General features: G+C 69.0%; 13 protein-coding genes and 1 tRNA gene. 4 read left to right on the top strand and 10 right to left on the bottom strand.

From position 1 onward, the window contains the following. Positions 1-194: 194 nt before the first annotated feature. From cysN to BJ992_RS29085, 10 genes are all read right to left on the bottom strand, one after another. Complete coding sequence (cysN, locus tag BJ992_RS29040) at positions 195-1,457, bottom strand: sulfate adenylyltransferase subunit CysN (RefSeq protein WP_184986398.1); 1,263 nt, start codon at positions 1,455-1,457, stop codon at positions 195-197. Continuing rightward, the gene (gene cysD / locus BJ992_RS29045) at positions 1,457-2,371 is read right to left on the bottom strand and encodes a sulfate adenylyltransferase subunit CysD (protein ID WP_184986400.1); all 915 of its coding nucleotides are present in this window, start codon (positions 2,369-2,371) and stop codon (positions 1,457-1,459) included. Before cysD ends, cysN begins: the two co-directional genes overlap by 1 nt. Positions 2,372-2,410: 39 nt before the next feature. Next, the gene (locus tag BJ992_RS29050; protein WP_425503710.1) at positions 2,411-3,250 is read right to left on the bottom strand and encodes a 3'(2'),5'-bisphosphate nucleotidase CysQ; all 840 of its coding nucleotides are present in this window, start codon (positions 3,248-3,250) and stop codon (positions 2,411-2,413) included. Between the two features lie 40 nt (positions 3,251-3,290). Further along, positions 3,291-4,709 carry a sugar transferase gene (locus BJ992_RS29055; protein ID WP_184989250.1) on the bottom strand — a complete coding sequence of 473 codons (1,419 nt, stop codon included), beginning with the start codon at positions 4,707-4,709 and terminating at the stop codon, positions 3,291-3,293. 86 nt (positions 4,710-4,795) lie between these two features. Next, entirely contained in the window at positions 4,796-5,392 is a 597-nt protein-coding gene (gene pth / locus BJ992_RS29060) for an aminoacyl-tRNA hydrolase (protein WP_184986404.1), read from the bottom strand. 83 nt (positions 5,393-5,475) lie between these two features. Continuing rightward, positions 5,476-6,078: a 50S ribosomal protein L25/general stress protein Ctc gene (locus BJ992_RS29065; RefSeq protein ID WP_184986406.1), complete on the bottom strand. Its 603-nt coding sequence runs from the start codon at positions 6,076-6,078 to the stop codon at positions 5,476-5,478. Between the two features lie 126 nt (positions 6,079-6,204). Beyond that, positions 6,205-6,528, bottom strand: coding sequence for a hypothetical protein (locus BJ992_RS29070; protein WP_184986408.1), 324 nt, complete (start codon positions 6,526-6,528; stop codon positions 6,205-6,207). A gap of 188 nt (positions 6,529-6,716) precedes the next feature. Then, positions 6,717-7,694, bottom strand: a complete 978-nt coding sequence (locus BJ992_RS29075) for a ribose-phosphate diphosphokinase (RefSeq protein WP_184986410.1) — start codon at positions 7,692-7,694, stop codon at positions 6,717-6,719. A gap of 76 nt (positions 7,695-7,770) precedes the next feature. Beyond that, positions 7,771-9,246, bottom strand: a complete 1,476-nt coding sequence (gene glmU / locus BJ992_RS29080; protein ID WP_184986412.1) for a bifunctional UDP-N-acetylglucosamine diphosphorylase/glucosamine-1-phosphate N-acetyltransferase GlmU — start codon at positions 9,244-9,246, stop codon at positions 7,771-7,773. A gap of 178 nt (positions 9,247-9,424) precedes the next feature. Next, positions 9,425-9,497, bottom strand: a tRNA-Gln gene (locus BJ992_RS29085). 393 nt (positions 9,498-9,890) lie between these two features. Between BJ992_RS29085 and BJ992_RS29090 the strand changes: the two genes are divergently transcribed. The 4 genes from BJ992_RS29090 to BJ992_RS29105 all read left to right on the top strand — a co-directional run bounded on the left by BJ992_RS29090 (position 9,891) and on the right by BJ992_RS29105 (position 15,024). After that, on the top strand, positions 9,891-10,829 hold the full coding sequence (locus BJ992_RS29090; RefSeq protein WP_184986414.1) for an acyl-CoA desaturase: 939 nt from the start codon (positions 9,891-9,893) through the stop codon (positions 10,827-10,829). Positions 10,830-10,962: 133 nt separating this feature from the next. Continuing rightward, on the top strand, positions 10,963-11,982 hold the full coding sequence (locus BJ992_RS29095; protein ID WP_246496811.1) for a TetR/AcrR family transcriptional regulator: 1,020 nt from the start codon (positions 10,963-10,965) through the stop codon (positions 11,980-11,982). Positions 11,983-12,044: 62 nt separating this feature from the next. After that, complete coding sequence (locus BJ992_RS29100; protein WP_184986418.1) at positions 12,045-14,138, top strand: RNA degradosome polyphosphate kinase; 2,094 nt, start codon at positions 12,045-12,047, stop codon at positions 14,136-14,138. Beyond that, entirely contained in the window at positions 14,131-15,024 is an 894-nt protein-coding gene (locus BJ992_RS29105; RefSeq protein WP_184986420.1) for an NUDIX hydrolase, read from the top strand. The genes BJ992_RS29100 and BJ992_RS29105 overlap by 8 nt, the downstream gene beginning before the upstream one ends. The last annotated feature ends 3 nt before the right edge of the window (positions 15,025-15,027 follow it).

The following is a 15,027-nucleotide window of genomic DNA, read 5'->3' on the forward strand; positions in this document are numbered from 1 at the left end:
TGGCCGGCGCCGGCTGGTTGCGGCGGCGGTGGTTGTCACCGGGGGTGTGGGGGAGTCCCCCACATAAGACAGCCCTTGCGGCCTGCGCGAAGCGCCACTTCGCAGGACCATGGCCACGGCGCGGTCACTTCATCGCGTCGAGACCTGGACCATGACCACTCTGCGGTCATGGTCCAGGAGACGGACGGGCCGGGTCAGTGGGCTTCGACGATCATGCCGGCGGCGACGGTGGTGTTGGTGGATTCGTCGATGAGGATGAAGCCGCCGGTGAGGCGGTTTCTGGCGTAGTCGTCGACGAACAGCGGCTGGGTGACTCTCAGGGAGACGCGGCCGATTTCGTTCAGGGACAGGGTGGTGGCGGATTCGTCGCGGTGGAGGGTGTTGACGTCCAGGCGGTAGTGGAGGTCGCGGACCATCGCTCTGGCGGTGCGGGTGGTGTGTTTGATGGTCAGCTTGGATCTCGGGCCGAGTTTGGGGGTGTCGGTCATCCAGCAGATCATGGCCTGGAGGTCCTGCGCGGAGCGGGGCTGGTTGTTGGGGCGGCAGATCATGTCGCCTCTGGAGATGTCGATGTCGTCCTCCAGGCGGAGGGTGACGGACATGGGGGGGAAGGCTTCCTCGCGGGGGCCGTCGAAAGTGTCGATGGCGGCGATGCGGGTGGTGAGGCCGCTCGGGAGGTGCATGACCTCGTCGCCGGGCTTGAGCACGCCGCCTGCCACCTGGCCGGCGTAGCCGCGGTAGTCGTGGAAGGCGGGGTCGGTCGCGCGCTGGGGACGGATGACGTACTGCACGGGGAAGCGGACGTCCACGAGGTTGCGGTCGGAGGCGATGTGGACGTTCTCCAGGTGGTGGAGCAGGGAGGTGCCCTGGTACCACGGCATGTTCTCCGAGCGGGAGACGACGTTGTCGCCGTGGAGCGCGGAGATGGGGATGAAGGTCAGGTCGCCGATGTTGAGTTTGGCGGCGAACTGGGTGAACTCCTCGCGGATCTCCTCGAAGCGCTCGTAGGAGTAGTCGACGAGGTCCATCTTGTTGACGGCCAGCACGAGGTGGGGGACACGCAGGAGGCTCGTCAGGAAGGCGTGGCGGCGGGACTGCTCCAGGACTCCCTTGCGCGCGTCGATGAGGACGATGGCGAGGTCGGCGGTGGAGGCGCCGGTGACCATGTTGCGGGTGTACTGGATGTGGCCGGGGGTGTCGGCGATGATGAACTTGCGCTTGGGGGTGGCGAAGTAGCGGTACGCCACGTCGATGGTGATGCCCTGCTCGCGCTCGGCGCGCAGGCCGTCGGTGAGCAGCGACAGGTCGGTGTACTCGGTGCCGCGGTCGCGGCTGGTGCGCTCGACGGCTTCGAGCTGGTCCTCGAAGATCGCCTTGGAGTCGAACAGCAGGCGGCCGATGAGCGTGGACTTGCCGTCGTCGACCGAGCCCGCGGTGGCGAAACGCAGGATGTCCATCAGAAGTAGCCTTCCTTCTTGCGGTCCTCCATCGCGGCCTCCGACGTGCGGTCGTCGGCCCGGGTGGCGCCACGCTCGGTGATGCGGGTGGCGGCGATCTCGGCGATGATGTCCTCGACGGTCGCGGCGGTCGACTCGACCGCTCCCGTGCAGGTCATGTCGCCTACGGTGCGGTAACGCACGACGGCCTCGTAGACGGGCTCGTCGTCGCCGCGGTGGGTCACCGGGTCGTCCGGCAGCAGCATGCCGTCCCGCTCGAACACCTTGCGGGTGTGCGAGTAGTAGATGGACGGGATCTCGATGCCTTCGCGGCGGATGTAGTCCCAGACGTCCAGCTCGGTCCAGTTGGACAGCGGGAAGACCCGGATGTGCTCGCCCTTGCGGATGCGCGCGTTGTAGAGGTTCCACAGCTCGGGCCGCTGGTTCTTGGGGTCCCACTGGCCGAACTCGTCGCGGAACGAGAAGACCCGCTCCTTGGCGCGGGCCTTCTCCTCGTCGCGGCGCGCGCCGCCGAAGACGGCGTCGAACTCGTTGTCCTCGATGGCGTCGAGCAGCGTGGTGGTCTGCAGGCGGTTGCGGCTGGCCCGGCGGCCGGTCTGCTCGGTGACCCGGCCCGCGTCGATGGACTCCTGGACGGAGGCGACGACGAGACGCGCGCCGAGCTCGGCGACCCTGCGGTCACGGAACTCGATGACCTCGGGGAAATTGTGGCCGGTGTCCACGTGCATCAGGGGGAACGGGATGGGGGCTGGCCAGAACGCCTTCTCCGCGATGCGGAGCATGACGATGGAGTCCTTTCCGCCGGAGAAGAGCAGACAGGGACGTTCGAACTCGGCCGCGACCTCTCGCATGATGTGGATCGCCTCGGCTTCGAGTACGTCCAATTGCGACGTGGTGTAGTCGCTCTGCAGCATCTCTTCGTTCCCTCCGGAAAAGGGGTCGGCCGGGTCGGCCTAGCGGTGCACGTCTCGGATGCCGGCGAGCAGCGTCGGCGCCAGATCCGGTAGGGAGACCAGGATATCCGGCAGCGACGGGATGCTTTGGTTGTACTCCAGCGCCGAGCCGTCGATCCGGCTCGCGAAGGCCCCGGCCGCGAGCGCGACGGTGACCGGTGCGGCCGAGTCCCACTCGTACTGCCCCCCCGCGTGGATGTATGCCTCCACCTCGCCGGTGAGCACGGCAGCGATCTTGGCGCCGGCCGAGCCCATGGGGACCAGGTCGGCTCCGATCATGGCGGCGAGCTTGCGGACGAACTCCGGCGGACGGGTGCGGCTGACCGCGATGCGGACCTGGCCGTCGCGGGGAACAGGGAGCACGGGAGGCTCGGCGGTGGTGAGGGTGACACCTTGGGCCGGCAAGGCGATGGCGCCTGCGACGAGCGTGCCGTGGCCGGCGGGGGCCGGGCCCGCGCCGTTTCCCGCCGGTCCGGTGGCTGAGGTCTCCCCCGGCTTCCTGGGGTCGCGTCGCCACAGCGCGACGTGGACGGCCCAGTCGGCGCGGCCCTCCTCGCCGAACTCGCGGGTGCCGTCCAGCGGGTCGATGATCCACACGCGGTCGGCGGCCTGGCGGCGGGGGTCGTGGCGCTCCTCGCCTGTGCCTTCCTCCGACAGCACCAGGTCGCTCGGCCGCAGACGGGACAGGGACTCGGTGAGGTAGGCGTGGGACTCGCGGTCCCCGGCGTCGCGGAGCGCCTTGGGGTCGGCGAAGCCGTCCCTTTCGCGCAGGGCCAGCAGCCGCGCACCCGCCTCGGTGGCCAGGTCTCCCGCGAGCGCGTGGTCGTCGCGTATCGTCACGATGTCCTTCCTCGTACGTCTGCCGCTGATGTGCCGGGGGTCAGTAGGCTCCCCAGCCGCGCGCCACGGCGGACCAGGTCTTCCAGAGGATCTGGAGATCCAAGGTGAGAGACCAGTTCTCGACATAACGCAGGTCCAACCGTACCGATTCCTCCCAGGAAAGATCACACCTGCCGTTCACCTGCCACAAGCCGGTCATTCCCGGACGGACCACCAGCCGGCGCCGCACGTCGTCGCCGTAGCAGGCGACCTCCTCGGGGAGCGGCGGCCGGGGGCCGACGAGGGACATGTCGCCGGTGAGGACGTTGACGAGCTGGGGGAGCTCGTCGAGGGAGAAGCGGCGTAACCAGGCGCCGAGCGGGGTGACCCGCGGGTCGTCCCTGATCTTGAAAAGGACGCCGTCCAGGTCGCTGACCAGGTCGACGCGGTGCCGCTCGGCGTCCACGCGCATGGTGCGGAGCTTGAGGATCGTGAACTCGGCGCCGTCCCTGCCGACGCGGGTCTGGCGGAACAGGGCCGGGCCGGGGCTGGTGGCGCGGACCGCCACGGCCAGTGCCACGAGAACAGGTGCGAGGACGGCGAGGGCTGCCGCGGCGCCGGTGCGGTCGAAGAGGTTCTTGAGCAGGCGGCGCACGCCGGAGAGCTCGGGGTGCTCGACGTGGAGCAGCGGCAGCCCGGCGACCGGCCGGATCGTGGTGCGCGGGCCGGCGACCTCCATGAGGGCCGGCGCCACCACCAGGTCGGTGTGTGTGCGCTCCAGGCGCCACGCCAGGCGGCGCAGCGCGGTGCCGTCGAGCTCGGGACAGGCGAGCACGGCGACGGTGTCGGCCCTGGCCTGGACCACCGCCAGGGGGACGTCGCTGAAGTCGCCGAGCACCGGCACCCCTCGCACCTCCTCGGCGGCGCCGTGCCGGGGGAGGCAGGCGCCGACGACGTGCATGCCGTGGTACGGCTCCCTGCGGAACTTCCCGACGAGGTCGGCGACCGACGGCCCGTGGCCCACCGCCACGACCCTGCGCATGCACCGGCCCGCGGCCCGCAGCCGGTGCAGCCGCCGCCGCAGGCCGTACCGGCAGGTCAGGGTGAGCACCGTCATCAGCGGCAGTGCCACCACGACGTAGCCCCTGGCGAGCTCGGTCTTGGTGACGTACGCGGCGATCGCCACCCCTGCCGTCAGCAGGAACCCGCACTGGCTGATCCTGCGGAACTCCTCCGGCCCCACACCGACCAGCCGTGCCTCGTAGGCCCGGTTGAGCCCCACCATGCCGGCCCACACCAGCGGCAGCACCAGGCTGAGCACGACATACGGCACGACGTACGGCGTGATGTCGCCGAAGCGCACGGCGAAGGCCGCCGCGCCGGCGAGGAAGCCGCAACCGAGGTCGGCCGCCACCGCGGCCAACCGGTACTTGCGCACCCAGCCAGGCGGCGCGGGCCGGCCCCGATGGAGGCTCGGCATCCGCTGCGTAGCCGATCTGATACTCACGGTGATGGATGTTAGCCGCACAGTGGCCCGGCCTTGAGGAAATCGTGGAGAACTGTGGATTACCGCGGCGGCTTGATCGGCTTGAGGTCGCCGGCGTGGAAAGCGTTCTGCGTGGCCTCCAGGCCGGAGGTGATGAGGGACTCCACGATGTCGGCCGCGCGGTCCACCAGGAACGGCAGGTCCTTGCGCTCGGCGGTGGCGAAGTCGCGCAGCACGAAGTCCGCCGGGTCCTGGCGGCCGGGTGGCCGGCCGATGCCGAACCGCAGGCGCAGGTAGTCGCGGGTGGCGAACGACTTGGTCAGGGACCGCAGGCCGTTGTGACCGTTGTCCCCGCCGCCGATCTTGACGCGCAGCGCGCCGTAGGGGATGTCGAGCTCGTCGTGGACGGCGATGACGTGCGCGGCGTCGACCTTGTAGAAGTCGGCGAGCGCCTTGGCGGGCCCGCCGGAGAGGTTCATGTACGACAGCGGCTTGGCGAGGACCACAGGCTGCCCCGCGAGCCGTCCCTCGACGATCTCCGCGCGCGACCTGTGGCTCTTGAACCGGCCCCCCATGCGGGACGCCAGCTCGTCGGCGACCATGAAACCGGCATTGTGGCGGTTGCCTTCGTATTCCGGACCGGGGTTGCCCAGGCCGACGATCAGCCAGCGGTCCACGACGACACCTTTCCGCGTCGGACAACGAACTGCTCACATGATGACGGACGGGACGGCCTGCCGTCCCGTCCGTCGAAAGCGTGTTACTCGGCCTGCTCGGCGGAGGCCTCGGTCTCGGCGCCGCCTTCGGTCTCCTCGGCCTCGGCGGTGGTCGGGACGGTCGTGACCTGGAGCACCACGGTCTCCGGGTCGGCCACCAGGGTGGTGCCCTTCGGCAGCTTGAGGTCGCCGGCGGTGACGACCGCGCCGACCTCAAGACCCTCGACGTCGACCTCGACGCCGGTCGGGATGTGGGTCGCCTCGGCCTCGACCGTGATCGAGACGAGCTGCTGGTCGAACAGCCCACCCGGCGCGATGTCGCCGGTGGTCGTGACCGGGATGTCGACGGTGACCTTCTCGCCGCGCTTCACCAGCAGCAGGTCGACGTGCTCAAGGAACCCCCTGATCGGGTCCCGCTGCACACCCTTCGGCAGCGCCAGCTCGTCGATGCCTTCGCCTTCGAGGCGGATCAGCACGTTCGGCGTGCGCAGCGCGAGCAGGAGGTCGTGTCCGGGAAGCGTGAAGTGCTTGGGCTCGATCCCGTGGCCGTACAGGACAGCGGGAACCCGGTCCGCGCGGCGGATCTTGCGAGCGGCACCCTTGCCGAACGTGGTGCGGGGCTCGGTGGCGAGACGTACTTCGGACACGAGATCTCCTAGGGAGTATCAGGACGGGAACGCGCTCACCCTCACCCGCCCTAGCGGAAGGCGTTACGAGCGCACAACTTCACCAGACTACCCGACGCGACGACGTCATCAGGCTTCCCGGCCGGCTCAGGGTGTGACAAGGAAACAGTCGTAAGCCTGCATGGTGAAGGGGACGGAGGAGCCGGCATGCGCGAGTGTGCCGCATCGGTATTGGCCGGCGATGTGCCCGGTGACCGTTATGACGATGTCGTACGTTCCGGACCCGGTGCAGCCGGTGCCGATGAAGTCCGTGTCTATGAGGTCCCACAGTGGCCAGTGCGGAATGGTCTGTCCTGTGGTACAGGTGTACGCGCTCTCGGCGTACGCGGCGTTCACTGGAAACGACGCCCCCGTGATCGCGGTCACGATCATGAGCAACAGGACGAGTAAACGGGTGACCGGCTGGCGCATGATGCCCCTTTCACAGGAAATGACACCGGAAATCGGTGCTTACCCTGAGAAAGCATCGTCACGACCACCATACATGTCCTCTTCCGGACACTAACTCGGAGACAACCGGTCCAGTCAACAAGCAACCGGCCGGAAAAACATATCCCCGTCAACCGTAGGCACACATCCGCCGCATGTGCGCCCCGGCGTCAGGCGTCCCCCTCGAAGAGGCTGGTCACGGAGCCGTCGTTGAAGACCTCGCTGATGGCGCGGGCCAGCAGTGGTGCGATGGACATGACGGTGAGCTTGTCGAAACGCTTTTCCTCGGGAATGGGAAGAGTGTTGGTGACGACGACCTCGGAAATGCGAGAGTTTTTCAGACGGTCCACGGCGGGGTCGCTGAAGATGGCGTGGGTCACCGCGACGATCACATTGGTCGCGCCTTGTTCGTACAACGCGTCGGCGGCCTTGCAGATGGAGCCGCCGGTGTCGATCATGTCGTCGATCAGCACACAGGTGCGGCCCTTGACCTGGCCGACGACCTCGTGGACCTTCACCTGGTTGGCGACGTCGAGGTCGCGCCGCTTGTGGATGAAGGCGACGCCGGTGCCGAGCTGGTCGGCCCAGCGTTCGGCCAGGCGCACGCGGCCGGTGTCGGGGGACACGACCGTGGAGGTCGCGGGGTCGATCTTGCCGCCGATGTAGCGGTGGAGCACCGGCATGGCGAACAGGTGGTCCACGGGGCCGTCGAAGAAGCCCTGGATCTGGGGGGTGTGCAGGTCGACCGACATCAGGCGGTCGGCGCCGGCGCTGCGGAACAGGTCGGCCATGAGGCGCGCGGTGATGGGCTCGCGGCCGCGGCTCTTCTTGTCCTGGCGTGAGTAGCCGAAGAACGGCAGGACCACGGTGATGCGCTTGGCGGAGGCGCGCTTGAGCGCGTCCACCATGATCAGCTGCTCCATGATCCACTTGTTGATCGGGACGGTGTGGCACTGCATGACGAACGCGTCGCTGCCACGCACCGATTCGAGGTACCTGGCGTAGATCTCGCCGTTGGCGAAGTCGTGCATGCGGGTCGGGGTGACCTCGATGCCGAGGTGGCTCGCGACCTCCTCGGCCAGCTCGGGGTAGGCCCGGCCGGAGAAGAACATCAGGTGCTTCTCGCCGGTGGTCTTCTTGCCGGTCATGCGCCCCTCCTCGTCTGACGGTCCGCTTGACACTCGCACCGGGTACCTCTCCTTCCCGACAGCCGTCCGGCCTGCTTCACCGGACTGCTTCCCCTGGCCCACCGGGCTCCCCGCCGCCGGCCTCGGCGACCGCCTGAGCGGCCCGCGCCGCGTCGGCGGACTTCGTGCCGGCCCGCCTGCGGGTCACCCACCCTTCGATATTGCGCTGCCGCGATCGCGCGACCGCCATCGACCCCGGCGGAACGTCGTTGGTGATGACCGAGCCGGCGGCGGTGTACGCGCCGTCCCCGACGGTGACGGGGGCGATGAGCATGTTGTCGCTGCCGACGCGCACGTGGTCGCCGATCGTGGTGTGGTGCTTCTCCACGCCGTCGTAGTTGACGAAGACGCTGGAAGCCCCGATGTTGCTGCCCTCGCCGATGGTGGCGTCCCCGACGTACGTCAGGTGGGGCACCTTGGAGCCCTCGCCGACGCGCGCGTTCTTCAGCTCGACGTACGTGCCGGCCTTGGCGCCGCGCGCGAGCACGGCGCCGGGCCGCAGGTAGGCGTACGGCCCGACGGAGGCCCCTTCGCCGATCTCGGCGCCGTCGCACACCGCGTTGCGCACGACCGCGCCGGCGCCGACCGTGGTGCCGGTGAGCGTGGTGTCCGGCCCGACCTGCGCGCCGGCGCCGATGGACGTGCGGCCGTGCAGGCGGGTGCCGGGGTGGAGCACGGTGTCGGGCTCGATGGTGACGCCGACGTCGACCCAGGTGGTGGCCGGGTCGACGACGGTCACGCCGGCGCGCATGTGGGCTTCGAGCAGACGGTCGTTCAGCACGCGGCGCGCGAAGGAGAGCTGCACCCGGTCGTTGACGCCTTCGACCTCGACGTGGTCGGCCGCGACGTACGCGCCGACGCGGTGGCCGTCCTGCCGCAGGATGGCGAGGACGTCGGTGAGGTACTCCTCGCCTTGCGCGTTGGCGGTGGAGACCCGCTTGACGGCGTCGGCGAGCAGCAGCCCGTCGAAGGCGTACACCCCGGAGTTCATCTCGCGGATGGCCCGCTGCTCGGGGGTGGCGTCGCGGTCCTCCACGATGGCGAGGACGGCGCCTGAGGCGTCCCTGACGATGCGGCCGTACCCGGCGGGGTCGGGGACCTCGGCGGTGAGCACGGTGACGGCGTTGCCTTCGCCGGCGTGGGTGGCGAGCAGCTCGGCGAGGGTCTCGGTGCGCAGCAGCGGCGTGTCGCCGTACGTCACGAGCACCGTGCCGCTGATGGCGCCGACGGCCTCCAGCACGCAGCGGACGGCGTGGCCGGTGCCGTTCTGCTCCTCTTGGACGACGGGCCGCGCGTCGGGGCCGCTGGCGGCGAGGTGGGCCTGGACCTGTTCGCGCGCGTGGCCGATGACGACGATCAGGCGCTCGGGGGCCAGCCCGCGTGCCGCGGCGAGCATGTGGTCGACCAGCGCGCGGCCGCACAGCTCGTGCAGGACTTTGGGGGTGGCGGACTTCATGCGGGTGCCCTCACCGGCGGCGAGGACGATGACGGCAGCCGGACGCGGCACACTCACGGAACTGAGCTCCCTCGGCGTCGCTAAGGACATTTCGGGCCGGCGCGGCGTGGCCCCTCCAAGGGCACCTGAGCGCCACCCGCCCGACATCGCGAGGATACCTGGACACGGCCGGTAACCCAGCCCCGCCCCGGCGGTGACGAGCCCCCCGGCGGGGATCGCCAGGGGTGATGAAAAGTTCCGGCGCCTGGACTCGAACCAGGACAACCCTGCTCCAAAGGCAGGTGGGCTGCCAATTACCCTACGCCGGACCGCTTCCCGTACCTTCGGGACCGCGGTGACAAGGATACCCATCGCACCCCTGCGGCGCTCAACGCATTACCTCGCCTCCGGCGGGCAGGTGACTGTCCTCGGGCTTTCACCGGCGGGAACCTTCCGCGCCGGACCGCCGTTGAGACGCCCCAGGAGGGTGACACGGATGGGTTCACGCAGATATCAGCCTGTTCTTTGCTTCCGTGCGGGTCATCCCTTTACCAGATAGGGGCACGATTCCGCAAGGCATGGATCCGCCACGGCACACCGCCGGAAGCGTCATCTTCCCCACATTCCGAGCTTAGGGATTCCTAACTTACGATGGCGTAGGTTACGGTTACGTAGCTGCGGACACGTCCTGTTCGTACAACGAGAAACACGTGAGGTAGCCCATGACAGTCGTCGCCGATCGCGCCACACCACCACCGAGGCCCGACCTGGAGCCCGAGCCCAAGAGCAACTTCGAGCGCGTGCTGCTCGTCGTCTTCGTCGCGGTACCGTTCCTGGCCCTGGTCGCGGCCGTCCCCATGGCGTGGGGCAGCTTCCTCGGCTGGAGCGACGTCGTGATCGGCCTGGTCTTCTACGTGGTGACCGGCCTCGGCGTCACCGTCGGGTACCACCGCTACTTCACGCACGGCTCGTTCAAGGCCAACCGGCCCCTCAAGATCGTGCTCGCCATCGCGGGCAGCCTGTCGCTCGAAATGGGTGTCATCGACTGGGTGGCCACCCACCGGCGCCACCACAAGTACTCCGACAAGGAGGGTGACCCGCACTCGCCGTGGCGCTTCGGCAACGACTGGAAGGCGCTGACCAAGGGCCTGCTCTTCGCGCACATCGGCTGGATGTTCTCCTCCGAGCGCACCAACCGCGAGCGGTTCGCGCGTGACCTGATCAACGACAAGGACATCAACCGCATCCACAACGCGTTCCCGTACCTGGTCGCGACCTCGCTGATCCTGCCGGCGGTGCTCGGCGGCCTGTTCACCTGGTCGATCACCGGCGCGCTCACCGCGTTCTTCTGGGCCAGCCTGGTGCGCATCTCGCTGCTGCACCACGTCACCTGGTCGATCAACTCGGTGTGCCACGTGTTCGGCAAGGAGGACTTCGAGGTCCGCGACAAGTCGCGCAACGTGTGGTGGCTGGCCATCCCGTCCTTCGGCGAGTCGTGGCACAACCTGCACCACTGCGACCCGACCTCCGCGCGGCACGGCGCGCTCAAGGGTCAGCTCGACCCGAGCGCACGCGTGATCCGCTGGTTCGAGCAGGCCGGATGGGCCTACGACGTGCGCTGGCCGACGCCTGAGCGTCTGGCGGCGAAGCGAGTTGCCTGAGCCAGGCGCTCCGGCGGGCCGCCCCGTGGCGGCCCGCTTGTCTTCCTCAAATTCTCCCCGGAATGCCGACGTATCCCCCCAAACCCGGACGTTGACGTTGGCCGGCCCTGCACGGCCAGCCATTATGGAACCCATGACCGAGTCCCGCGCACGCGTACGCATGACCGGTAAGGAGCGCAGGGAGCAACTGATCGGGGTCAGCCGCACCCTGTTCGCGGAGAAGGGATTCGACGGCACGTCCATCGAGGAGATCGCCGCGAGCGCGAAGGTCTCCAAGCCCGTCGTCTACGAGCACTTCGGCGGCAAGGAAGGCATCTACGCGGTGGTCGTGGACCGCGAGATGCAGCGGCTGCTCGGCCTGGTGGCCGGAGCGCTCGGCACCGGTCACCCCAAGATCCGCCTGGAGCGCGCCGCGCTGGCCCTGCTGCAGTACGTCGAGGAGTCCAGTGAGGGCTTCCGCATCCTGGTGCGCGACTCGCACGCCGCGTCGGGGACCGGCACCTTCGCCAGCCTGATCAGCGACATCGCGAGCCAGGTCGAGGACGTCCTCGCCGACCAGTTCGCCGAGCGCGGCTTCGAGCCGACCCACGCGCCGATGTACGCGCAGATGCTGGTCGGCATGGTCGCGCTCACCGGCCAGTGGTGGCTGGACGTGCGCAGCCCCGACCGCAAGGACGTGGCGGCCCACCTGGTCAACCTGGCCTGGAACGGTCTGACGAGCCTGGACCCGCAGCCGCGCCTCACCGCCGCCTCCGAGCGCGCCGTCATCACCCCTCCACCGGACTTCGAGTTCCCACCGCTGCCTCCGGCCACCGAGAAGGAGGCCAAGGAACGCGAGAAGGCCCGGGCCAGAGAACTGCGCGAGCTGGAGAAGACCCGTGAGCGTGAGCTCAAGGAGCAGGAGAAGGAGCTCCGCGAGCAGGAGAAGGCCAGGGAGCGCGAGCTCAAGGAGCAGGAGAAGCAGCGGCAGCGCGAGCAGCGGGAGCAGGAGAAGCTGCAGCGCGAGCAGGAGAAGCAGCGGGTCAGGGAGTTACGTGAGGAGGAGCGGCTGCGTGATCGGCAGCGACGCGAGGCCGAGCGCCTCCGAGCCCAGGAGGCCAAGGTCGCCGAGCAGGCCGATGAGACGCCGCGGCAACTTGGGGTTCGCGATTAAGTAGAGGCTCCCGTTGCTAAGAAGTTAACGTTTCGTTCAATTAAGTAGGGCATTTTGGACATATGTCCGCTGACACCGCCTCTCTGACGCCTGACCAGCCGGAGGAACCCCTACCCCAGCACGAGCGCTTCCTCAACCGCGAGGAGAGCATGCTCCAGTTCAACGAGCGCGTGCTGGAACTGGCCGAGGACCCCTCGATCCCCTTGCTGGAACGGGTGCGCTATCTAGCGATCTTCGCAGGAAACCTCGACGAGTTCTTCCGGGTACGTGTCGCGGGGATGAAACGCCGCATGGCCACCGGACTGCTGCGGCGCACCAAGAGCGGGCTGAAGCCCCGCGAGGAGCTCGCCAGGATCGCGCGGGTCGCCGGCGAGCTGGCGAAGCGCCACACCGCGGCCTTCCACAAGCAGATCTCGCCGGAACTGGCGGCCGTCGGCATCGAGGTGGTCCGCTGGGACGACCTCGGCCGGGACGAACGCACCGCGATGCGCAAACTGTTCCGCGAGCGCATCCGTCCGGTGCTCACGCCGCTCGCGGTCGACCCGGCGCACCCGTTCCCGTACATCTCGGGCCTGTCGCTCAACCTCGCCGTCACCGTGCGCAACCCGAGCAACGGCCACACCGTGTTCGCGCGGGTCAAGGTCCCCTCGCAGCTCCCCCGATTCGTCGCCGCCTCCGCCGAACGGTTCGTGCCGATGGAGGACGTGATAGCCGCGCACCTCGGCCAGTTGTTCAAAGGCATGGAGGTGGTCGAGCACCACGTCTTCCGCGTCACGCGCAACGAGGACCTCGAAGTCGACGAGGACGTCACAGAGAACCTCATGCAGGCCCTGGAGAAGGAACTGCTGATGCGGCGCTTCGGCCCGCCGGTGCGCCTGGAGGTCGAGGACACCATCACCCCCGCGGTGCTGGACCTGCTGGTGGAGGAGCTCGACGTCTCCGAGCACGACATCTTCCGGCTCCAGGGGCCGCTGGACCTGTCCGGTCTGCACGCCATCGCCGACCTCGACCGCGGCGAGCTGCTGTTCCCGTCGTTCGTGCCGGCCGAGGCCGTGCCGGGTGAGGACAGCATCTTCTCCACCATGCGCGAGCGCGACGTCCTGCTGCACCACCCCTACGACTCCTTCTCCACGAGCATGCAGCGCTTCCTGGAGCAGGCCGCGGCCGACCCCAACGTGCTCGCCATCAAGCAGACGCTGTACCGCACCAGCGGCGACTCCCCCATCGTGGACGCGCTGATCGACGCGGCCGAGGCCGGCAAACAGGTCGTGGTGGTCGTCGAGATCAAGGCGCGGTTCGACGAGCACGCCAACATCTCGTGGGCCCGCAAGCTGGAGCGCGCCGGCTGCCACGTCGTGTACGGCGTGATCGGCCTGAAGACGCACGCCAAGCTGTGCCTGGTCGTCCGGCAGGAGGCCTCAGGCGAGCTGCGGCAGTACTGTCACATCGGGACCGGCAACTACAACCCCAAGACCGCCAGGCAGTACGAGGACATCGGCCTGCTCACCGCGGACCCGCTGGTCGGCGAGGACCTCACCGACCTGTTCATCCACCTCACCGGGTACTCCTACCACTCGGCGTACCGCCGGCTGCTCGTCGCGCCGCACTCGCTGCGCGGCGGACTGCTCGCCAGGATCGAGCGCGAGATCGCGCACCACATGGCGGGCCGGCCCGCGCACGTGCGGATCAAGACCAACTCACTGGTCGACGAGCCCGTGATCGACGCGCTGTACGCCGCCTCGACGGCCGGTGTGCCGGTGGACCTGGTAGTACGCGGCATCTGCACCTTGCGACCGGGTGTGCCGGGGCTGTCGGAGAACATCCGGGTACGCAGCATCCTCGGACGGTTCCTCGAACACTCCCGGATCTACGAGTTCGGGTACGGCAGGCGGCCGGAGATCTGGATCGGCAGCGCCGACCTGATGCGCCGCAACCTCGACCGCAGGGTCGAGGCGCTGGTGAAGGTCAGCAGCCCCCAGCACCGGGCCTACCTGTCGGAGCTGCTCGACCTGTCCATGGCGGACACGACGAGCACCTGGTGGCTCGGCCCCGACGGCACCTGGACCCGCCACCACACCGACGAGGACGGCAGACCCTTGCTCGACCTGCAATCCCATCTGGTCGGCAGCAGACGGTGGAGGACCGTGGATGACTGACCAGCAGGTGCACCCCACCGCTCTCATCCACGCCGCCGGCGCGCTGGTGTGGCGCGGCGACCCGGCCGAGCCGGAGATCGCGCTCGTCCACCGGCCGAGATTCGACGACTGGACCTTCCCCAAAGGCAAGGTGAAGGCCGGTGAGCACGTCATCGCCGGCGCGCTGCGCGAGGTCGCCGAGGAGACCGGGCTCAGCGTCGCGCTCGGCCGCCACCTGCCGCCGGTGCACTACCTGAAAGGCGGGAGGCTCAAGCGGGTCGACTACTGGGCCGCGCGTGCCGTCGAACAGGTGGCGTCGGAGCCGTCCGACGAGGTCGACCGCACCGAATGGCTGCCGATCGAGCAGGTGCGGTCCCGGCTCACCTACGAGTGGGACGGCGCGCTGCTGCGCGCGCTCATGGCGGCGCCGCTGGACACCACACCGTTCCTGCTGGTCAGGCACGGGTACGCCGGCGCGCGGCACGAGTGGCAAGGTGACGACGACCTGCGGCCCCTGGACGACAACGGCGTCGCGCAGGCCGCCGCCATCGCCACCGTGCTGCCGGGGTACCGCCCCGGGTCGCTGATCAGCTCACCGAGCAAGCGGTGCGTGCAGACGCTGCTGCCGTACGCCGCGACGCGCGACCTGCCGATCCGCACCGAGCGGCTGCTCAGCGAGACCGAGTACGACGCCGCGCACGGGCCGGACATGGTGCTCGGCTGGCTGGACGCCGAAGGGCCGGCGGCGCTGTGCGGCCACGGCAAGGTGCTCCCCGAGCTGATCGCCACCATGACCGAGCGGCGGTACAGCGGCCACGTGGAGGACACCCACCTGCGAAAAGGCGGCATCGCCGTGCTGCACCACAAGGACGGGCAGGTCGTGGCGGTCGAGCGCTACAACACCTGAGCG

The organism is Sphaerisporangium rubeum, assembly GCF_014207705.1.
In the GTDB taxonomy this organism is placed as follows: domain Bacteria; phylum Actinomycetota; class Actinomycetes; order Streptosporangiales; family Streptosporangiaceae; genus Sphaerisporangium; species Sphaerisporangium rubeum.

Bases quoted from the DNA above. Each gene is read 5' to 3' on its own strand.
- cysD (WP_184986400.1), bottom strand. From the start codon at position 2,371: ATGCTGCAGAGCGACTACACCACGTCGCAATTGGACGTACTCGAAGCC.
- BJ992_RS29100 (WP_184986418.1), top strand. From the start codon at position 12,045: ATGTCCGCTGACACCGCCTCTCTGACGCCTGACCAGCCGGAGGAACCC.
- BJ992_RS29075 (WP_184986410.1), bottom strand. From the start codon at position 7,694: ATGACCGGCAAGAAGACCACCGGCGAGAAGCACCTGATGTTCTTCTCC.
- BJ992_RS29095 (WP_246496811.1), top strand. From the start codon at position 10,963: ATGACCGAGTCCCGCGCACGCGTACGCATGACCGGTAAGGAGCGCAGG.
- cysN (WP_184986398.1), bottom strand. From the start codon at position 1,457: ATGGACATCCTGCGTTTCGCCACCGCGGGCTCGGTCGACGACGGCAAG.
- BJ992_RS29105 (WP_184986420.1), top strand. From the start codon at position 14,131: ATGACTGACCAGCAGGTGCACCCCACCGCTCTCATCCACGCCGCCGGC.
- BJ992_RS29055 (WP_184989250.1), bottom strand. From the start codon at position 4,709: ATGCCGAGCCTCCATCGGGGCCGGCCCGCGCCGCCTGGCTGGGTGCGC.
- BJ992_RS29090 (WP_184986414.1), top strand. From the start codon at position 9,891: ATGACAGTCGTCGCCGATCGCGCCACACCACCACCGAGGCCCGACCTG.
- BJ992_RS29070 (WP_184986408.1), bottom strand. From the start codon at position 6,528: ATGCGCCAGCCGGTCACCCGTTTACTCGTCCTGTTGCTCATGATCGTG.